Origin of the sequence: Kitasatospora sp. NPDC051170 (genome assembly GCF_044455705.1) — a bacterium.
Taxonomy (GTDB): Bacteria; Actinomycetota; Actinomycetes; order Streptomycetales; family Streptomycetaceae; genus Kitasatospora.
In genome coordinates this window covers 485365-504285 of sequence record NZ_JBITFA010000001.1, presented here as the reverse complement: position 1 = coordinate 504285, position 18921 = coordinate 485365, and the positions used below count along the sequence as shown (strand labels likewise).

At 73.1% G+C, this 18921-nt stretch carries 15 protein-coding genes; 8 read left to right on the top strand and 7 right to left on the bottom strand.

Going from position 1 to position 18921, the window contains the following annotated elements:
- Positions 1 to 324: 324 nt before the first annotated feature.
- Both ACIBCA_RS02260 and ACIBCA_RS02255 read right to left on the bottom strand, forming a co-directional pair.
- Complete coding sequence (locus tag ACIBCA_RS02260) at positions 325 to 1005, bottom strand: response regulator (protein WP_396280883.1); 681 nt, start codon at positions 1003 to 1005, stop codon at positions 325 to 327.
- Positions 1002 to 2246: a sensor histidine kinase gene (locus ACIBCA_RS02255; protein ID WP_396280882.1), complete on the bottom strand. Its 1245-nt coding sequence runs from the start codon at positions 2244 to 2246 to the stop codon at positions 1002 to 1004. Before ACIBCA_RS02255 ends, ACIBCA_RS02260 begins: the two co-directional genes overlap by 4 nt.
- Before the next feature lie 172 nt (positions 2247 to 2418).
- On the opposite strand from ACIBCA_RS02255, the gene ACIBCA_RS02250 reads away from it, so the two are divergent.
- Positions 2419 to 3216 (top strand): ABC transporter ATP-binding protein, encoded by a 798-nt coding sequence (locus ACIBCA_RS02250; protein ID WP_396280881.1) that lies wholly within the window; start codon positions 2419 to 2421, stop codon positions 3214 to 3216.
- Entirely contained in the window at positions 3216 to 5816 is a 2601-nt protein-coding gene (locus ACIBCA_RS02245) for an ABC transporter permease (protein WP_396280880.1), read from the top strand. The genes ACIBCA_RS02250 and ACIBCA_RS02245 overlap by 1 nt, the downstream gene beginning before the upstream one ends.
- Before the next feature lie 287 nt (positions 5817 to 6103).
- Here the strand turns inward: ACIBCA_RS02245 and ACIBCA_RS02240 are convergent, their stop codons facing one another.
- Complete coding sequence (locus tag ACIBCA_RS02240; protein ID WP_396281230.1) at positions 6104 to 7348, bottom strand: hypothetical protein; 1245 nt, start codon at positions 7346 to 7348, stop codon at positions 6104 to 6106.
- Positions 7349 to 7609: 261 nt separating this feature from the next.
- On the opposite strand from ACIBCA_RS02240, the gene ACIBCA_RS02235 reads away from it, so the two are divergent.
- Positions 7610 to 9016, top strand: coding sequence for a tetratricopeptide repeat protein (locus ACIBCA_RS02235; RefSeq protein ID WP_396281229.1), 1407 nt, complete (start codon positions 7610 to 7612; stop codon positions 9014 to 9016).
- A gap of 233 nt (positions 9017 to 9249) precedes the next feature.
- Positions 9250 to 10515 carry a M64 family metallopeptidase gene (locus ACIBCA_RS02230; RefSeq protein ID WP_396280879.1) on the top strand — a complete coding sequence of 422 codons (1266 nt, stop codon included), beginning with the start codon at positions 9250 to 9252 and terminating at the stop codon, positions 10513 to 10515.
- Positions 10516 to 10602: 87 nt separating this feature from the next.
- Here the strand turns inward: ACIBCA_RS02230 and ACIBCA_RS02225 are convergent, their stop codons facing one another.
- Positions 10603 to 10794 (bottom strand): hypothetical protein, encoded by a 192-nt coding sequence (locus ACIBCA_RS02225; RefSeq protein ID WP_396280878.1) that lies wholly within the window; start codon positions 10792 to 10794, stop codon positions 10603 to 10605.
- A 34-nt stretch (positions 10795 to 10828) separates the two neighbouring features.
- On the opposite strand from ACIBCA_RS02225, the gene ACIBCA_RS02220 reads away from it, so the two are divergent.
- Both ACIBCA_RS02220 and ACIBCA_RS02215 read left to right on the top strand, forming a co-directional pair.
- Positions 10829 to 11152, top strand: coding sequence for a S8 family serine peptidase (locus ACIBCA_RS02220; RefSeq protein WP_396280877.1), 324 nt, complete (start codon positions 10829 to 10831; stop codon positions 11150 to 11152).
- A gap of 1 nt (position 11153) precedes the next feature.
- On the top strand, positions 11154 to 11684 hold the full coding sequence (locus ACIBCA_RS02215; protein WP_396280876.1) for a GNAT family N-acetyltransferase: 531 nt from the start codon (positions 11154 to 11156) through the stop codon (positions 11682 to 11684).
- A 24-nt stretch (positions 11685 to 11708) separates the two neighbouring features.
- Here ACIBCA_RS02215 and ACIBCA_RS02210 read toward each other — a convergent pair whose 3' ends face one another.
- Together ACIBCA_RS02210 and ACIBCA_RS02205 are read right to left on the bottom strand one after the other, a co-directional pair.
- Positions 11709 to 12890 (bottom strand): FAD-dependent monooxygenase, encoded by a 1182-nt coding sequence (locus tag ACIBCA_RS02210; protein WP_396280875.1) that lies wholly within the window; start codon positions 12888 to 12890, stop codon positions 11709 to 11711.
- Positions 12887 to 15925, bottom strand: a complete 3039-nt coding sequence (locus ACIBCA_RS02205) for a LodA/GoxA family CTQ-dependent oxidase (RefSeq protein WP_396280874.1) — start codon at positions 15923 to 15925, stop codon at positions 12887 to 12889. Before ACIBCA_RS02205 ends, ACIBCA_RS02210 begins: the two co-directional genes overlap by 4 nt.
- A 271-nt stretch (positions 15926 to 16196) precedes the next feature.
- On the opposite strand from ACIBCA_RS02205, the gene ACIBCA_RS02200 reads away from it, so the two are divergent.
- Positions 16197 to 16427: a hypothetical protein gene (locus tag ACIBCA_RS02200; protein ID WP_396280873.1), complete on the top strand. Its 231-nt coding sequence runs from the start codon at positions 16197 to 16199 to the stop codon at positions 16425 to 16427.
- Positions 16427 to 16876, top strand: a complete 450-nt coding sequence (locus tag ACIBCA_RS02195) for a hypothetical protein (protein WP_396280872.1) — start codon at positions 16427 to 16429, stop codon at positions 16874 to 16876. The genes ACIBCA_RS02200 and ACIBCA_RS02195 overlap by 1 nt, the downstream gene beginning before the upstream one ends.
- Before the next feature lie 36 nt (positions 16877 to 16912).
- Here ACIBCA_RS02195 and ACIBCA_RS02190 read toward each other — a convergent pair whose 3' ends face one another.
- Positions 16913 to 18820: an ABC transporter ATP-binding protein gene (locus ACIBCA_RS02190; RefSeq protein ID WP_396281228.1), complete on the bottom strand. Its 1908-nt coding sequence runs from the start codon at positions 18818 to 18820 to the stop codon at positions 16913 to 16915.
- Between the last annotated feature and the right edge of the window lie 101 nt (positions 18821 to 18921).

Genomic DNA, 18921 nt, shown 5'->3' with positions numbered 1-18921 from the left:
CGAAACGACGGTAATGGGCTGGTCGGCGAATGGCCGGCCCGATGATCCGGGCCGGCCATTCGGGTGGGGCGTGTCAGGGAGCGGTGTCGGCCGCGATGTTGCTGGTGGGGACGTAGTACTTCCTGGACCAGCACGGGATCCCCCGGCCGAGGTCTTGGCGGTCCGCCAGAGACTGAGCGGACCGCCAAGATCCCCGACAGAGTCAAGCTAACCGAACGACGGCGAAACAAGCACGCCGCCGACGAGCGCCTACGTGAAGTAGTCGCCAGGGCGAACGTTGCCCGATGCGGCACCAGCGACCACGGTGTGAGCGAGAGGGCTGATTCACAGGTGGTTCATGAGGCCGCTCTCGTAGGCGGCGATGACGAGCTGGGCTCGGTCCCGGGCGCCGAGCTTGGCGAGGAGTCTGCTGACGTGGAACTTGACGGTGGAGTGCGACAGGTGCAGTTCGTCGGCGATCTCCGTGTTGGACAGGCCGTTCGCGATCAGGACGAGGACCTCGCGCTCCCGGTCGGTGATCCCGGCGAGGCGGCGGTTCGCTCCGACCGCCACCTGGGGGCGCCTGGTGAACTCGGTCACCAGTTTCCTGGTGACGCGAGGGGAGAGCAGGGCCTCGCCGTCGGCGATGATGCCGATGGCCGAGAGGAGGTCTTCCGGTGGGGTGTCCTTCAGGAGGAAGCCGCTGGCGCCCGCGTGGAGCGCGGTGAACACGTAGCGGTCGAGGTCGAAGGTGGTGAGGATCAGTATCCGCACCGGTGGCGGGTCTTCGCCGCCGAGCAGTCGCCGGGTGGCCTCGATCCCGTCCATCCCGGGCATCTGGATGTCCATCAGGGCGACGTCGGGCCGTTCCCGTCGGATGACCTCGACCGCCTCGGCTCCGTCGCCGGCCTCGCCGACCACCGTGAGGCCCGGTGTGGTGTCGACGAGTACGCGGAAGCCGGCGCGGACGAGGGCCTGGTCGTCGCAGATCACCACCCGCACGTCCCCGCTCGTGTCCGCGCTCACCCCGGTTCCCCGGTGGGGAACCGGGCCCAGACGCGGAAGCCGCCGAGCGGGAGGTGGCCGGCGGCGAAGTCGCCGCCGGAGAGCGCGACCCGTTCCCGCATGCCGATCAGGCCGTGACCGACATGGCCGCCAGGGCTGTCGGGCGCGACGGCGGGGCCGGGGCGGCCTTCGTCGGTCACCTCGATCTCGATGCCGTCCGGGTGGTAGCTGACCCGGGCCCGGGCGCGGGCGGTCGCAGCGTGCTTGACGGAGTTGGTCAGCGCCTCCTGGACTATCCGGTAGCAGGCCAGGTCGATCGACGGCGGGAGCTGCCGGGCGGCGCCCCTGATCCGCAGCTCGACCTGGAGCCCGGTCCGGCCGGTCTGCTCGATCAGGACGGGGAGGTCGCTCAGCCCGGGTTGCGCCGGCTCCGAGGTGGTGGCCGGGTCGTCGGCGGGTGACTCCTCCCGCAGCACGTCGAGCAGGGCCCGCACCTCGCGCAGCGCCGTGCGGCTGACCGTCTCGATCGCGGTCAGCGCTTTGGCGGCCTCGTCAGGGTGTCCGGTGATGACGTGGCGGCCGACGCCCGCCTGTACGGCAATCACGCTCATGCTGTGGGCCATCACGTCGTGCAACTCGCGGGCGATGCGCAGACGTTCCTCGACGACCGTCCGCCGCGCCTCCTCGATGCGGGCCTGCGCCTGGCGTTCCGCCTGGGCCCGCAGCCCGGCGTTGTAGGCGCGCTGTGACCTGATCATCGTGCCGGCCGCCCAGATGGCGACGAGCGGCGCGCTCTGCCCCAACCACATCGCGGCCCACGCGTTGTCGAAGAGCACCGAACTCCCGCCCATCGCCATGCCGACGCCGACGACGGCCTCGGCGAGCACCAGGCCGGCCACGGCCCGGGACCGCGGCTGCGAGAGCGCGAACTGGTAGAGGCAGAACGCGACCGCCAGGGACGGGCCCTTGGCGAACCCGTAGGCCGCCATCGTCGCGTACGCCGCCAGCGACACCCCGAGGGCGAGCCCGGGCCACAGCCGTCTGGCCGCCACCGCGCCGGCCAGCGGGGTCAGCAGCGCGTACCAGCCCGGGAGGGAGAGTCCGGCGGTGGCGAGCTGGGCGTCGGTGGGGCGCCCCCAGAGCAGGAGCGCCACACCGACCGCGACGTCCAGCCCGACGAGTTGGTCGCGGGTCAGCCGTCTGGTGAGCGGGGGCCGAAGGTGCACGTCCTGACGGTAGTCGCGGGTGCGGGGGAGGGTCATCCGTCTTCGGTCGCATCTTCGGACCTGTACCCCGGACCAGGTGCGCACCCGGTGTCCGGGCGTGGGACCGGGCACCGATTCCGTGCCGCGGCCTGATCCGGCGGACCGGCCGCGACCGCCATCGTGGAAAGCCGTCCGACACCTGACGGCCCTCGAAGGATGGAGCATCCGCATGACCCTCGACCGAACCCTCGACCCGGATCAGCCACCGGGCTCCGACCGGACACCGGCCCCCGTGTCCGAGCCCGCCGCCCGCGGCGAGGGGATCACCAAGGTCCACGGCGCGGGCGACGCGAAGGTCACCGCTCTGGACGGCGTCGACATCGAGATCGAGGGCGGCGCGTTCACCGCGATCATGGGCCCGTCCGGCTCGGGCAAGTCGACCCTGATGCACTGTCTGGCGGGCCTGGACTCGGTGGACGGCGGCCGGATCTGGATCGACGACATCGAGCTCACCGCGCTGCGCGAGCGCGAGCTCACCGAGCTGCGCCGCGACCGGATCGGCTTCATCTTCCAGTCGTTCAACCTCATCCCGGCCCTGACCGCCCTGGAGAACATCACCCTGCCCATGGCGATCGCGGGCCGCACGCCCGACCGGGCCTGGCTCAACGAGATCCTGGTGACCTTCGGCCTGGTGGACCGGCTGCGCCACCGGCCCTCGGAACTGTCCGGCGGGCAGCAGCAGCGGGTCGCCTGTGCCCGCGCCCTCGCGGGCCAGCCCGAGATCGTGTTCGCCGACGAGCCCACGGGGAACCTGGACTCCCAGGCCGGGACGGAGGTCCTGCGGCTGCTGCGCCGGAGCGTGGACACGCTCGAACAGACCGTCGTCATGGTGACCCACGACCCGACCGCCGCGTCCTTCGCCGACCGCGTGGTCTTCCTCGCCGACGGCCGGGTGGCCGGCGAGCTGCGGTCCCCGACCGCCGAGGCCGTCCTGCACCGGATGAGCCAGGGCGGGGGGAAGCGCTGATGCTGAAGGTGGCATTGCGCGGCATCTTCGCGCACAAGGGACGACTCGCGATGTCCTGCCTTGCCGTGGTGCTCTCGGTGGCCTTCGTCACCGGCACGATGATCTTCACCGGCACGATCAACGGGGCCCTGGACGACGCCGCGGCGGCGAGCGCCCCGGATGTCACCGTCACCGCCCCGCTGCCGGCGGGCACGGGGCCGGCCGAGGCCGGCGACGCGGTGCAGCGGGCCGTGGTCGGCGAGGGCGGCACGCTGCCGGACGCCGACGCCCTGGCCGGGAAGGTGCGCGCCGTGCCGGGCGTGGCGGCGGCGTACCCCGACGTCACGGTCGACACCGCGACGCTGACCGACGCGCAGGACAAGGCGATCGACGCGGGCAGCGGGCTGTCCGGCCTCGGCGCCAAGAGCAGCATCCCCGTACTGGCGGGCAACTGGTACGACTCCGACCGGTCCCCGGTGCGGCTCGCCGACGGCCGGGCCCCGCAGGGCCCCGACGAGGCCGTGCTCGACCGCATCTCGGCCGACCGCGCCCACGTGCGGATCGGGGACACGATCCGCGTGGTCGCCGTCCCCGGCACGTTCGAGGCCAGGGTCACCGGCATCGCCGACTTCAAGGCCGCCGGCCAGGGCAACACCCGCGTCTACGTCGACACCCCCACCGCCCAGCAGCGGCTGCTCGGCAAGCCCGGCGCGGCGACCTCGATCAGGGTGGAAGCCGCCGCCGGTGTGACGCCCGCCGATCTCCGGCGCAGCCTCGCGGCCGCCCTGGGCGGCGCGGTCCACGTCCAGGCCAAGGACCCGACCGCCGTGACCCCGGACAACGGGGCCGGTCAGACCACCGACTTCCTGGGCATGGTGATGACGGGCTTCGCGGTGGTGGCCGTCCTGGTCGGCGTGCTCCTCATCTTCAACACGTTCTCGATGCTGGTCGGGGCCCGGACCCGCGAGCTCGGCCTGCTGCGCGCGATCGGCGCGAGCCGCCGGCAGCTGAACCGGTCCGTCCTGCTCGAAGCCCTGGTCCTCGGCCTCCTGGGCTCCACCCTCGGCATCGGTGCCGGGATCGGGCTGGCCGTCGGGCTGCACGCGGCGATGGCCTCCTTCGGTCTCGACCTCGGCCCGACCTCGCTGGTCGTCGGGCCCGACGCCGTGCTGGTCGGCTACGCCGTCGGCACCGTGGCCACCCTGGCCGCCGGGGTGATCCCGGCACGGCGCGCGGGACGCATCCCGCCGATGGCCGCTCTCCGCGAGGCGGCCGCGCCGAGCACCCGGCCCGGCCGGGGCCGCACGCTGACCGGCGCGGTGCTGCTGCTCGCCGGGGCCGGTCTGCTGATCGCGGGCGGTGCCGCGACGGCGCCGGGCATGATCCTGACCCTGATCGCCTTCCTCCCGCTCGGGCCCGCTCTCGTCCGCATCGTCGTCCCGGTCCTGACGGCCGCCTTCCCGCGGCTCTTCGGGCCGATCGGCGCGATCGCCGCCGGGAACACGCTGCGCAACCCGCGCCGCACCGCCGCCACCTCCGCCGCGCTGATGATCGGCATCTGCGTGGCGACGGCGATGGCCGTCTCGGCGGCCTCCGCCTCGGACTCCATGGCGGCCCGCACCGACCGGATGCTCGGTGCGGACTTCATCATCGGCGGACAGCACGCGCAGGCCCAGTTCGGGCCCGAGGCCGCCGAGGCGGCGCGGCGCGTACCGGGAATCGGCGAGGTCATCAGGGAACGGATCACCAGGGCCACGCTCACCGCGGGAGCTACCACGCTGTCCACCACCGTCTACGGCGACGAGCCCGGCTTCCCCACCGCGATGCACGAGACCTACACGGCGGGCGACCCGGGGGCCGCGCTCGCCCACGGCCAGATCGTCCTCGTGGACGCCATGGCCGAGCGGCTCGGCGTCGGCATCGGCGGCCACGTCACCCTCGCCGGACCGGGCGGCTCCCCGGTGACCCTGACGGTCGGCGCCGTTCAACGCCAGGAACCGTCCGGCATGTCGATGGGCCGGGTACGGCTCGCGCCCAGTGTCGGATTCGACGTCCTGTCCACCCTGGCTCCCACCGCCTCCGACACCACCCTGTTCGCCTTCGCGGCCCGCGGCGCGGACCCCACAGCGGTCGGGAAGGCACTCACCACGGCGCTGGCCGGGTATCCGCAACTGGCCGTGCAGGACCGGGCGGCCTACAAGGCAGCCGTCCGGAGCAGCGCCGACCAGATGCTCTCGACGGCGTACGCGCTCCTGGCCCTCGCGGTCGTCATCGCGGTGCTGGGCGTGGCCAACACGATGGCCATGTCGGTCGGGGAACGGACGCGCGAGATCGGCATGCTGCGCGCGGTCGGCGCCTCACGCCGCGCAGTCCGCCGCATGGTCCGCCTGGAGTCGGTCGTGATCACTGCTCTGGGGGCTCTGTCGGGACTGGCACTCGGCATCGCCTGGGGGATCGCCCTCCATCGCGTGGCGGGTGAGGGTCAAACCGTCCTGTCAGTGCCCTGGATCACCCTTGCGGAACTGGCGGCGGCCGCCGTGATCGCCGGCGTCCTCGCGGCGCTGGCCCCGGCTGTGCGGGCGGCTCGCCTCGACATCCTGTCCGCGCTGGCCGCGGACTAGGGCCTGTGTGGTGTTGTGATCAATATTGCGGTTTCGCGCCTGCCTGAAGGCGGAATCCGGTAGGAAGCTGTCCGTGACGCGTGGGCAGCTCACCGACAGCCGGTGGGCGTTCATCGGGCCAACCACCATAGAAAACTGGAGAGTTGGCGCTCCAGTAGGCGCGTTGCCGGGCGCGAGCGCGACATGTCCTGCCGCACCTGCGCCCGGCGTCGACGAGTTCGGTCCCGTCGGGGTGCGCGTCCGCCGGGATCGTTGCCCGCGGGGCCGTGCTCACGGTGAGGTGGCCGTCAGACTCCGGTCATGGTGAACGTGCCCGTGCCGTCCTGCCGACCGCTGGAGTACTGGCGGATCAACTCCCCGTCCCCGTAGCGGTCGTAGCCCACCATGGAGCCGGTGTACTTGTTCTGCAGGCCGACCTTCGAGCTGCCGGGCACGTCGCGGTAGACGTAGAACCGCTGGAGGTCGTCCTCCGCGCAGTTGGCCGTCGTCAGGTACGCCTGCTCCTGGTTGGCGATGTTCGCGGGGACGGTCGCGCATCCGCCGTTGCCCCAGTTCCACAGGGTGGCCTCGAGTACCCCGTTGGTCTCCGACACGTTGCACAGCCGCCAGTTGTCCAGGTGGGCGCTGAAGAACGTGGATTCGCGCAGGCGGACGCCGTCGTTGGCCAGGAGCGGTGCGCTCCAGTTCAGGACCTTGCCGGGGACGTCGATCCGGTAGGCGCCGGGCTCGCAGTTGAGGGCGACGGCGATGGCCGGCGCGCTGCTCCCGGTGGCCTTGGGCTGTTCGGCGGCCGTGCCGGCGACGGGGGCCGGGTGCTGCGCGAGGAGGCCCTGGTTCTGCTCCGCGGTCGGCGCCACCGCGCCGGCCGGGTGCTCCGCCTTCGCGGCGGGCGCACCGCAGTCGAGGAGGAGCTTCGCCTTGGCCATGATGCTGCTGGCGGGCACGGTGTCCTCGCAGCGCACCGCGCCTTCCTCGAGGGTGGTGTAGGTGGTGAAGGCGCCGCTGCCGGGCCCCTCGACCCACTGCAACGCCCAGCTGCCGTTGCCCTGTTGGACGCGGTTGCAGTTGAGGCTCCCGTACGTGCCGGTGACCTTCTTGGTGCCCTTGTAGACGCCGTAGTAGCCGGGCTGGCCGAAGTTCCACGCGACCGTGCTCGACTCGCTGTTGGTGGAGGTGAAGTCGACCTTCACGCTCATGCCCAGGGCCGTGCCGACCTTGCCGAGGGCCTCGCTGCCGAAGCCGCCCTCGATCTTGTTCTCCAGGCCCACGGAGACGGTGATGGTGGTCTGGGTGGTGGTGGTGACGCTCTGGGAGCCGGTGCTGCCCTGGGTGACGTACCAGCCCTTGAAGTGGGTGATCGTCGGGGCGACCTCCGTCGTCTTGATGTACGGGTGGCGGGTGCCGAGGTCGGCCACCGTACAGGTGGTGCCGAGCGCGGGCGTCGCCGTGATGGTGGGTGCTGCGGTGGGTGCTGCGGCGGCCGGCGAGGCGGCGAGGCCCACGGCGGTCACCGCCGTGGCGGTCACGGCCATGAGTGTCGTGCCGATGCGGATGGCGGGTCCTGCGGGACGCATCATTACCTGTCTCCCCCTGATCGTGTATGCGTCAAGTTGTGAGCGAATCTACGGCCGCAGGGGCTACGGGAGCGGTGCCATGGGGCCGGGTTTGGCCACAATGGTTCGTGGAGAGTCCTATTCCGCCCCCTCTTTTCGTATATACGCTGATGATCACGCTCCGCCCGGCCGGCTTCGGCGGAGCAGCGTGGACCGAGGGAGAGTGGAGGGCCGATGGCCATGGACCGGCGCCCGAGGGGCGGGGCGGCATCCGAGACGTCGGCATCCGAAACGTCGGCGGGTGAGGAGTCGGTGGGCGTGGAGTCGGTGGCGCACCGCGTGCACCGCCTGCGCACCGAACTCGGCCTGACGCAGCGCCAGGTGGCCGAGCCGGCCTACACGGCCGCCTACATCTCCACCGTCGAGGCCGGAAAGGTCCAGCCGTCGGAGAAGGCCCTGCGGCACATCGCCGAGCGCCTCGGCCGTACGTACGAGGAGCTCTCCAGCGGCCGCCCGCCGCACCTCGCCACCGAGCTGCGGATGCGCCTGGCCGAGGCGCAGCGGGCCCTGGCCACCGGCGACCCCGAGGAGGCCGTGCCCGGGTACGCCGCGGTCGCGGCCGATGCCGAGCGGCACGGTCTGGCCGCCGAGCGCGGCGCCGCTCTCGAGGGGCTCGGCCAGTGCGCCCTGGAGGCGGGGGAACTCGTCGGGGCGCGCGGCCACTTCGAAGCGGCGGAGGGCGTCCTCGCCGAGGCGGGCGGGCCGCTGACCCACCGCGTACCGGCGATCCGGGGCCGTGCCCTCACCCACTTCCTCGCGGGTGAACTGCGCTACGCCTGCTACCTGTTGGAGTCCACGCTGGACGAGCTCAACGCCGCCGGGCTCCGCGACCCCGAGGCGCTCGTCCTGCTCTATACGGCGCTCATCGCCCCGTACGCGGACATGGGGGCGCACGCGCGGGCGGCACAGGCGGCGGAGCTGGCCCTGGCCCTGGCCCCGGAGGTCTCCGACCCGGCCCTGGTCGCGAGGATGCACCGCGGCGTCGCCCGGACGCTGCTCGCCGAAGGCCGGGCCGCGGAGGCCGACGCCTCGCTGCTGAAGGCCGCCGAGTGCTACCGGCAGCTGCAGATCCGCACCGAACTCGCCCACTGCCACTGGATGCGCGGCTACGTCCTCGCCCAGAGCGGCGACCTGCCGCAGGCCGAAGCCGCCCTGCGCACCGCGCGCGAGGTGCTGGCCTCCCGGCGCGCCACCCTCTACGTCCACCAGGTCGGCGTCGAACTGGCCGACGTGCTGCACCGTCAGGGCAAGGACGCGGAGGCCGAGGTGCTGCTGGAGCAGACCCTGGCCGGTCTCGGCGCGGACAAGGGGGCGGTGCACGCGGCCGGTGCCCACCGGCTGCTCGGCCTCATCGCCGAGAGGCGCGGGGCCGACACGGAGGCCGAGGAGCACTACAGAACGGCGCTCGGTCGGCTTGAAAGCGCGGGAGCGGCCGGCGACTTGGCGGATGTCTGCCGCCTCCTGGGCGACCTCCTGCGCCGCACCGGGCGGATCGAGGCCGCCCTCGACGCGTACCGGACCGGCCTCGGCCACCGGTCCGCCCCCGGCGCCACCACCCTCGGGCCCGCCCCCGCCAAGCCGTTCTAGCGCGTTCCGTCCGGCTGGTCATGTCAAAGGGCTTGCCAACCTTCGGTGGGCTCTCCTAGCTTAAGTGCTCACATAAGTCGAATTACTTCGCCACTTATGCGTCTGATCCCGCTCCCGGCCGATCCCCCACCCCCTCGGCCCTGCCCGCTCAACTCCGCGCACAGCACCCCCACTTGGACCGGCCCGCCGACGCAGTCGCGCAGCCGCCGGCCTGACGTCACAAGGAGACGCTCATGCGTCGAAAAGTGTCCGCTCTGCTCTCCGCGGCCGCCGTACTGGCGGCAGTTCTCGTCGCGGCCCCCGCAGGCAACGCGGCACCCGCCACCCCGTCGGAATGGCGAGAGGTCTTCTCCGCCGACGGCACGATCAGCAAGGTCCGCATGCCGGTCGAGCCGAAGGTCGCCCCGAAGAGCCAGGACCTTCGGGCCGCCGCAGCCACCAGCGTCGTCGCCCTCCAGGAGACCGGACCGGCCGACTCCCGCTTCAACATGGTCATCCTCGGAGACGGCTACACCGCCGCCGAGATGGGCCTGCTGCGCCGGCACGCCGAGGAGAAGTGGGCCGAGATATCCGCCACCGATCCGTGGCGCAAGTACGCCGGCTCGATCAACGTCTGGCTGGTCAACGTCGTCTCGAACGAGTCCGGCGTCAGCAACGACCCCACCCAGGGCATCACTCGGGACACCGCGCTCGGGATGTACTTCTTCTGCGGCGGCGTCGAGCGCCTGCTGTGCCTCGACGAGTCCAAGGCCAAGGCGTACGCCGCGCAGGCCCCTCGCGCGGACGCCATCGTCGCCGTCGGCAACACCACCAAGTACGGCGGTGCCGGCTACCCCAGCCTCTCCACCGTGTCCGGCGGTGACCCCCGGTCGGGACGCATCGCCATCCACGAACTCGGCCACTCGGTCGGCGGCCTGGCCGACGAGTACTTCACACCGGGTACCACCTACACCGGCGCCGAGCCGACCGAACCCAACGTCACCAGGAACCCGCGCGGCGTCAAATGGGCCTCCTACCTCGGCCGTTCCACCCCCGACGGCGGGGTGATCGGCGCCTACCGCGGCGGAAGCCAGTACGAGTACGGCATCTACCGGCCCTCCTCGGACTCCTTGATGCGCAGCCTCGACAAGCCGTTCAACCTCCCCAGCCTGGCCGTCATGGACCGCGCCATCGGCTCCAGGATCAGCGGCCCCGCCCCCGGCTGCGCCGCCCGGGCGAACACCCGCACGGGAAGCCTCACCAGCGGCGGCGCCGCCTACGAGCCCGGCGGCGGCAGCCTCCACTCCGGGGCAGGCACGCACCGCGCGTGCCTGGCCGCGCCCGCCGGCGCCCAGGTCGCGCTGGACCTGATGAGGTGGGACGGAAGCACCTGGCAGGCCGTGGCCACCAGCGGCGCCGACGGCGGGCTGTCGTACGACGGTGCCGAGGGCTACTACACCTACCGGGTCCGCTCCGTCACCGGCTCCGCCTCCTACACCCTGACCTACGACACCCCCTGAACCGGCCGGGCGCCGACCGCGGAGAGGACCCGGCACCGTCGGTGGTGCCGGGTCCTCCCGCCGCTGGTGATCCGCTGCCCACTCACGTCAACCCGGCAGCAGACGGGCCACCGAGTCGCGGAGCCAGGTGCGCTCGGTGGAGACGAAGCGGTGCAGGTTCCGGGCGCCGAACGCGACGCGTTGCGCGCTGCGTCGGCGCTCGCGCTCGTAGGCGCGCAGTACGGCTTTCAGACCGGCGGCTCCGGGGTGTGCCGGTCTGTCCGATCTCGGCGGATCCATCGGCATCCGAGGCGTCGGAGCGCCGGGACGGGCCGTGGTCCAGCTGAACCCCGCCGAACGCCCGCTCCTGCTCACGGGCACCAGCGTGGCTGTTCCCTTCGTCACCGGAACCCTCGCCCTCCTGCTGTCCTGCTTCCCCCGGGTCTCCCCGGCGGAGATCCGTTCGGCCGTACTCCATGGCTCCGCCCGTGCGACCGGACGCCGCTCGGTGGTGCCGCCGCTGCTGAACGCCTGGGCCGCGTACGAGAACCTGGACCGGACCGGACCGGACCGGTCGATGACGGTGTCGGTGGCGGCTGGGCAGGCGTGCGATGGAAATTCGGTGTCGGGGGCCACGTTCGAGGCTATAGAAATGTGACATGCTACATGGCGCTCAGATCACCCTCCGGGCCCGGCACGAGGGCGATGTCCCCGTGCTGCAGGCCGAGTTGTACGACGACGTCGCGACCCGCTCGCGGGCCGACACGCGGCCCTGGCGGCCGATTCCGCCGGGGTCGGCGCAGTCGCCGTACGTGGTGTCGGGGCCGTCCGACGATGCCGCGTGCTTCTCGGTGGTGGAGGCGGCCTCGGGTGAGTTGGCCGGGGAGGCGCTGCTGTGGGGGATCGACGGCCACAACCGGGTCGGGCACGTGGGCATCGCGCTGCGGCCGGGGTATCGGGGGCGGGGGCTTGCGGCGGATGTGCTTCGGGTGCTCGGCCGGTACGGGTTCGTGGTGCTCGGGTTGCACCGGCTGCAGGTGGAGACGCTGGCCGACAACGTGCCGATGGTCCGGGCGGCGCTCACGGCGGGTTTCACCGTCGAGGGGACGCTGCGTCGTTCGGCCTGGGTGTGCGGGGAGTTCGCGGACGAGGTGGTGCTCGGGCAGTTGGCCGAGGAGTGGCACCGGTGAGCGTAGACGTTCCGGTTCTTTCGGCTATGCCGGTCGAGGGCTGTCCGCCGTTCGGCGGCGGCGCCAGAACGGGCTCAGGGGCCAACGCCGCTCCTGGTCGTATGCCTGCGCATGGTTGCTCCGGTAGGCCGCCGCGATCCCGTCCAGGAACGCTGTGTAGTCGGCGAGTGCGGCGCCGGTCCGCCCCGGGCCGACGAGGCAGTCGGCCACGGTCCGTCCGGCCCGGGCACCCGTGTGCAGTGCGGTGAGGATGCCCTGCGAGGAGAGCGGGTCGAAGGCGAGGGCGGCGTCCCCGGCCGCCACCCAGCCGGGGCCGGCCGCCGGGGTGAGCCGCAGACCGTGGGCAGGAGCCCAGCGTGGCAGGGGAGTTGCTTCCGGATCGTGCCCGGCCAGGCGGCGCCGGACGTGGACGGTGCGGCTGAGTGCGGACCAGAAGCCCTGCGGGGTGCGCAGGGAGGGGGTGGCGAGGTCGGCGTCGGTCAGGTGGGCGACCAGGCGCCCGGCCGGGACGCGGGTGGTGTACCACCAGCCGTGCGGGGTCGCCTCCACCAGGGTGCGGGCCTCGACGTCCTCCGGCCGCGACCGGGGCCGGGGCCGGTCCGGGAACACCGCGTACGCGGCGACGAGCCGGTCCTGCCGTCGGCGGTGGCCGTGGCGCCGGCCGATGACGCAGCGTCGGCCGGTGGCGTCGACCGTCCAGCGGGCGGACCGCTCCGTGACCGTGCCGGTGTCCCGGTCGCGGAGGGTCAGGCGGTCGCCGAGCCTCTCCAGGACGGTGGCCCGCCGGAGTTCGGCGCCCGCCGCGACGGCCGCGTCCCGCAGGAAGGCGTCGAAGCGGAGCCGGTCGAGGTGCCAGCCGTGCCCGTACGGGTCGAAGAGGTGGCTGCGGCCGTGCAGCGCCGCCGATCCCCAGGCGGCGTAGGTGCCGGTGGAGGCGGGGTGGCCGGCGGCCAGGAAGCCGTCCAGCAGCCCGAGGTCGTTCAGCAGCGGCCGGGCGGCGGGCGGCAGGAACTCGCCGATCTTGAACACGGGGCCGTCCGGGGGCGGGCCTTGGCCGCCGTCATCCAGCAGCTCGACGCGGTGGCCGGCCCGGGCCAGGACGAGCGCCGCCACGGCGCCCGCCGGACCGCCGCCCGCCACCAGGGCGTCGACGGGGCCGGACGGGCGCGGACGGGCCGGCGGGCGGTGCGGCGGGCGGGGGTTCACCGGCGCGACCGGAAGCGCTTGACCTTCTCGATGTACCCGGTCGAGACCTCCTCGTCGGGAGCGTCCGCCATGGTGACGGCGGAGGCCAGGGCGGCGGCGCCCAGGACCGGGTCGGCGCCGCGCTCCACGTGCACGGTGACCAGGTTGCGCGCGGCCGGCGGCGCGGGTTCGGCGGGGAAGCTCACCTCGGACTCCACCAGGACCTCCGCCGGGAGGCGGGGGTCGTCGGTGGGGCCGGGGCGGCGCTCGACCACGCCGAGCTTGCCGAAGTCCCGCACCATCGCGTTGATGGCGGTCGCGTAGTCGCGGGGCAGCCAGCGCAGCCAGGTCCGCCGGCTCCGGAACGCGGCCAGGCGGTCGGCCATCGGCCGGGAGGTGTCGACCAGGACGTCGTATTCCTCCTCGGCGAGCACGTGGTTGGGCACCCGGGCCGGCCAGAAGGTGGGCAGGTACGGGTCGTACGGGCCGAGGCCGAGGGAGACGCTGTACTCGTAGCCCGACCGGCAGCTCGCCGTGTCGGTCTGCCACGGCACGGCCATCCACCGGGTCAGGTCGCCCGGCCCCTGGGCGTGCAGCGGGCCGTCGAGGGAGAGCGCGGTCTCCGGGGTGAGCGTCTGGCCGTAGTACGGCGGGGGAGGCGCCTGCGGGGCGCGGTGCCGGATCCGGAACGGGCCGCTGTACAGGGTGGTGTGGCGCATCGGCCAGGTCAGCTCGCAGCCGGGGTGGAAGGCGTCGGCGAGGCAGAACGACAGGGCCGCCCGGTCGAGGGTCTCGGGCTGCTGGGCGAGCGGGACGCCGCCGAGGGAACCGGGCGGCGGGGTCTTCGGGGGATGGTCGTCGACGAAGTCCCCGCGGGCCCAGCGCTGAAGGAGGCGGTACTGCAGCGGGGAGAGCGTCATGTGCTGGCGCACGGACTGGGGCGGCAGGTTCATCGCGTCGCCGTAGACGGCCGGCCAGGGCACCGGCGAGATGCCGTCGCGGTCGTAGGTGCGGATGGAGAGCCAGATCTGCCGGCGGAGCTCCTGGTGGACGGGCGAAGGGTCCGCCAGCAGGGCGGTTCCGGCCGGGTCGGCGAGGAACTCGCGTCCGCCGAAGCCGAACTGGGTGGCCAGGCCCTTGTTGACCCACTGCAGGCCGGAAAGCCGGCGCAGTACGGGCAGCACGTCGCGGGTGAAGGACACCGGCTGCGGTTCGTCGATCAGTCCGGCGCTGAAGAAGGAGTCGCGCACCAGGTCGTACATCGTGCGCACCGAGGTGAGTTCGGGCGCGTAGTTGGGCGGCGCGGTCACCACCCAGCCCGGCTCGACGGGGATCCGCCGCCCGTCGATGTTCACCTCGGCGGTGACCGGGCCGTCGGAGGTGTCGTCGTACCAGCCGTCGTTGTTGGCGAACGTGTCGGCGGGGGTGCCGTTCGCCGAGGCCGAGACGCCGTGGCCGCCGAGGAAGACCAGCCGGCCGCCGCCGTCGGTGCGCAGCTCCCCGAGGTAGACCGGCTTGCCCATGAAGCCACCGGTGTCGAAGCGGTACTCGGGCCGGTCGCCGCGGTTGCGGCCGCGTACGGAGCGGGGGCCGGGGTCGATGACCAGGAGGTGGCGCTGGTCGGCCGGGATCCTGGGGTTGCGCAGGTTGCTCGGGTCGGCCTGCGCCGCCTCCGGGATGTCCAGGGCGATCTGGAACTGGTACCAGGCCGCCTTCGTGTTGGCGACGTGCACGGTCCAGCGCAGGTCGGCGTTGTCGGCGGTCAGTTCGGCGACCGGCTCGCCGGCGGCGTTGTACCCGTAGACGCGGAACCGGACGGCCTGGCGTTTCAGGGCGCCGGTGGCGTCCTTGTAGCTCCCGGCGGGCAGCGGGTCCGGCTCGTCGACCTCGGGGGCGAGGACGTAGTCGGCCATCCTGCTGTCACCGACCCGGGCCACGCCGATGGCCGGGTGCACGGCGGCCCGGACGATCCTGGTGTCGCGGCCCGCCGGCGGAGTGATCTGCGGGCGAGCGGGGCCGGGTTCGGCCGTCGGGACGCCGTTGACGTCCCGGCGCTGCTCGGCCGACGCCAGGTACACCGTCCTGCGGACCTCGGAGATGCTGCCGACCGGGCGGTGCTCGGCGAGGCTGTGCGACGGGTTGAGGGCGAGGTTCTCGCCGTACCCGGCCTGGCCGCGGGCCGTGACGTCCTGCTGCTGGAGGGTCAGCCGGGCCACCTTGACGGGGGTGCTCGCGGACTCCTCCCACCGCACGGTGGCCTTGTCCAGCGGCATCGTCTCGTCGTCGGTGCGGAACTGGAGCATCAGGTCGAAGGAGGCCGGACCGGCCGCGAGCCGGTGGGCCAGGTCGGCGCCGAGGTAGGCGGGGTCCTCGTCGGGCGGCGTCGCCGCCGGGTCGCCCGGCGCGCAACCGGCCGGCACCAGTTTGTACTTGACGAAGCGGTCCGGTCCGAAGGCGTAGGGGAGCACGCCCCAGTAGGTGGCGGTCAGCGCGCTCTGTTCGAACTTGGCCATCTCGTCGAGGACTTGACGGGTGACCGGGTGGGCGTCCAGGTACGCGTCGTAACCGCCGTCGACGATACCGGCCTTGGTGAACTCGCACATGTCCTCGGCGGTGTCGACGAAGAACACGTCGTGGTTCTGCAGCAGCAGGTCCTGGGTGCCCGCCTCCGTGTAGCCCTCCAGCAGCTTCGGGCCGGGCACGTCGAACAGCTTGAGGCCGACGCCGAGGGTGGTCTTCAGGTCGGGAAGGCCCGGCACGGTGTCGCTGGAGAACCGTACCCACGCGGTCAGGCCGCCGGCCCGGGTGCGGGCGCTCTCCAGGAACCCGACGCGCAGGTCGGCCGGCAGGTCCTCGGCGACGGTGAGCGTGGCCCGGGCGACGCCGTGCGGCTTGAGGAACACCGGCCGCTTGACGGGGTCCTGGCCGCGGGCCGTCCGCACGCCCTGGGTCAGGTCCACGAACATCCGCTTCAGTGCGCCGGCCGGGTCCTCGGCACAGCCGGGCAGGGGTGGTGTCCCCGCGGTGTCGTCGAAGGGTTCGGGGGTCCGGGTCATGCTGTGCTCCCGTCGGTGCGGTGGTGGGCCGGGGGCGGCAGCCGTCGCGGTCGACGCCGCGCGCGGCTTCCCGTCCCCGGTCCAGCGTGTGCGGACCTTCGGGGGGTGGCGCGCCGAGGTACGCCCGAACCGAGCAGGCGGCGGGCCGAGGGCGGTGCGGCTCACTCCAACCGGCGAGCAGCGGTCGCCCGGCCCCGGCTCCGGTGACAGCGTCGGGGTGGACCGGCGCGCCGTCGGCGGCCGGCCCATTGCCCCGAGGAGAGGAAGGGCCATGACCAGACAAGGACTGCGCGTCACCGTCCAGGGCGACCTGCCCGACGCCGTGCTGGCGCGGATCGGGGACTCGGTGCGCAGGGCCGTCCTCGACGAGGTCGCGGAGCTCGACCTCGCGCCGCCGCTGCGCGAGGTGCCGTCCGGCCGGTCCGGCTCCGGCCGCGACGCGGTGGACGCCCTGATCGACCGGCCGGGCCCGATCGGGATCGTCATGGCGCCGGAGGAGTAGTGGGCCCGGTTGATGCCGGTGCCGGTGCCGATTCCGACGCCGAGGCGGCCGGGGCCGGGACGACGTGCCCGAGCAGCCTGTGCGCCCCGGGCCACCTGCTGCTCGGCATCGTCCGGCCGGACGGGACGGTTACCGCGCTGCGCCCGCCGCTGACGGTGGACGCCGACTTCGCGGCCCGCGCCTCCGCGCCCGGCCTGCGCCCGCCGGAGGTGCGGTTCCGCTTCGCCGGGCCCTGCGTCGGAGCGGCCTGCGGTCAGTGGGCGGAGGAGCGGTGCTCGCTCGGCGACGCGGTGGCCGACGCCGCGCGCGAAGCGGGCGCGGACGCCCCGGGCACCCCGCTTCCGCCGTGCGCCGTCCGTCCCACCTGCCGGTGGTGGCAGCAGGGCGGCCCGGCCGTGTGCCAGGTGTGCGACCGGCTGGTGCACACGGCGGCGCAAGCGGGGGTCTGACGAGGGTACGTGCGGATCGGGAACCGGCGCGCCGACCTATGCCATCGCTTCGCCCACGCCCGCGATCTCGTGCGCGCTCGTCGCGGGCGGGTGCTTCGCGAACTGGGTGCGGTGCAGTTCGGCGTACCGCCCCTCTGCGGCGAGCAGTTCCTCGTGGGTGCCGCGTTCCACGATCCGTCCGGCTTCGACGACGAGGATCATGTCGGCGGCCCGGACCGTCGACAGCCGGTGGGCGATGACGACGGCGGTCCGCCCTTCCAGGGCCTCCGTGAGGGCCTCCTGGACGGCCGCTTCCGAGGTGTTGTCCAGGTGGGCCGTGGCCTCGTCGAGGATGACGACGCGCTGCCGGGCCAGGAGCAGCCGGGCGATGGTCATGCGCTGGCGCTCGCCGCCGGAGAGCCGGTAGCCGCGCTCGCCGACCACGGTGTCGAGTCCGTCGGGCAGGGAGCGCACCAAGCCATCGAGGCGGGCCCGGCGCAGCACGTCCCACAGGTCGTCCTCGGAGGCCTCGGGCCGGGCCAGCAGCAGGTTCTCGCGTACGGAGTCGTGGAAGAGGTGCCCGTCCTGCGTGACCATGCCGAGGGTCGCCCGCATCGAGGTGGCGCTCAGGTCGCGCACGTCGACGCCGCCGATCCGTACGACTCCCGCGTCGGTGTCGTACAGCCGTGGCAGCAGTTGCGCGATGGTGGACTTTCCCGCGCCGGACGAGCCGACCAGGGCGACGGTCTGGCCGGGTTCGGCATGGAAGCTGACGCCGTGCAGGACCTCCGCGCCACTGCGGGTGTCCAGCGCGGCGACCTCCTCCAGCGAGGCCAGGGAGACCTTGTCGGCGGACGGGTAGCCGAAGCGGACGTCCTCGAACTCCACGGCGACCGGCCCCTCCGGCACGGCGCGGGCGTCCGGCTTCTCCTCGATCAGCGGCTTGAGGTCGAGCACCTCGAAGACACGCTCGAAGCTGACGAGGGCGCTCATGACCTCGACGCGCGCTCCCGCGAGCGAGGTGAGCGGCGCGTACAGGCGGGTCAGCAGCAGTGCCAGGGACACCACGGCGCCCGGCTGGAGAGTGCCGCTCAGCGCGAACCAGCCGCCGAGCCCGTAGACGAGCGCGAGCGCCAGGGCCGAGACCAGTGTCAGGGCGGTGATGAACGCCGACTGCGCCATCGCGGTGCGCACCCCGATGTCCCGCACCCGCCGGGCCCGCGCCGCGAACTCGGCGGACTCGTCCCCGGGCCGCCCGAAGAGCTTGACCAAGGTGGCGCCCGGCGCCGAGAACCGCTCGGTCATCCGGGTGCCCATCGAGGCGTTGAGGTCGGCGGCTTCGCGCTGGAGCTTCGCCATCCGGCTGCCCATCCGCCGCGCGGGGACGACGAACACCGGCAGCAGCACCAGTGCGAGCAGGGTGATCTGCCACGAAAGGGTGAGCATGACGGCGAGGGTGAGGACGAGTGTCACCAGGTTGCTGACGACTCCGGAGAGGGTGTTGCTGAAGGCACGCTGCGCCCCGATCACGTCGTTGTTGAGGCGACTGACGAGCGCTCCCGTACGCGTACGCGTGAAGAACGCGACCGGCATGCGCTGCACGTGATCGAACACCGCCGAGCGCAGATCCAGGATGAGCCCTTCGCCGAGCGTCGACGACAGCCAGCGGCCCAGGATCCCGAACGCCGCCTCGGCGAGCGCGATGAGGGCGATCAGCAGCGCGAGGCGTACGACCGTGCCCCGGTCGCCGTGGGACACGATGGCGTCGACGACACGCCCCGCGAGCACCGGTGTGGCGACGGCGAGCAGCGCGGTGCCCACGCTGAGCGCCACGAACTGCCGGATACGGCGGCGGTGCGGTCGGGCGAAGGCGCCGATGCGCCGCAGTGTCGCGCGGGCGAAGGGCCGGCGCTCCTGCTGTGCGTTCATGACGCTGTGCAACTGCATCCAGGCTGTGCTTTCCATACTCACGGGAGAGACGTTATGACCTCGGGCTTTCCCGAGGCCAGCGGGTTGGCCGGATCCCGTGGGGCGAATCAGGGGTCGGGGCGGTGGTGGCGCCCCGG

Bases quoted from the DNA above. Each gene is read 5' to 3' on its own strand.
- ACIBCA_RS02255 (WP_396280882.1), bottom strand. From the start codon at position 2,246: ATGACCCTCCCCCGCACCCGCGACTACCGTCAGGACGTGCACCTTCGG.
- ACIBCA_RS02250 (WP_396280881.1), top strand. From the start codon at position 2,419: ATGACCCTCGACCGAACCCTCGACCCGGATCAGCCACCGGGCTCCGAC.
- ACIBCA_RS02245 (WP_396280880.1), top strand. From the start codon at position 3,216: ATGCTGAAGGTGGCATTGCGCGGCATCTTCGCGCACAAGGGACGACTC.
- ACIBCA_RS02240 (WP_396281230.1), bottom strand. From the start codon at position 7,348: ATGGCCGTGACCGCCACGGCGGTGACCGCCGTGGGCCTCGCCGCCTCG.
- ACIBCA_RS02235 (WP_396281229.1), top strand. From the start codon at position 7,610: ATGGACCGGCGCCCGAGGGGCGGGGCGGCATCCGAGACGTCGGCATCC.
- ACIBCA_RS02230 (WP_396280879.1), top strand. From the start codon at position 9,250: ATGCGTCGAAAAGTGTCCGCTCTGCTCTCCGCGGCCGCCGTACTGGCG.
- ACIBCA_RS02225 (WP_396280878.1), bottom strand. From the start codon at position 10,794: ATGGATCCGCCGAGATCGGACAGACCGGCACACCCCGGAGCCGCCGGT.
- ACIBCA_RS02215 (WP_396280876.1), top strand. From the start codon at position 11,154: ATGCTACATGGCGCTCAGATCACCCTCCGGGCCCGGCACGAGGGCGAT.
- ACIBCA_RS02205 (WP_396280874.1), bottom strand. From the start codon at position 15,925: ATGACCCGGACCCCCGAACCCTTCGACGACACCGCGGGGACACCACCC.
- ACIBCA_RS02200 (WP_396280873.1), top strand. From the start codon at position 16,197: ATGACCAGACAAGGACTGCGCGTCACCGTCCAGGGCGACCTGCCCGAC.
- ACIBCA_RS02190 (WP_396281228.1), bottom strand. From the start codon at position 18,820: ATGGAAAGCACAGCCTGGATGCAGTTGCACAGCGTCATGAACGCACAG.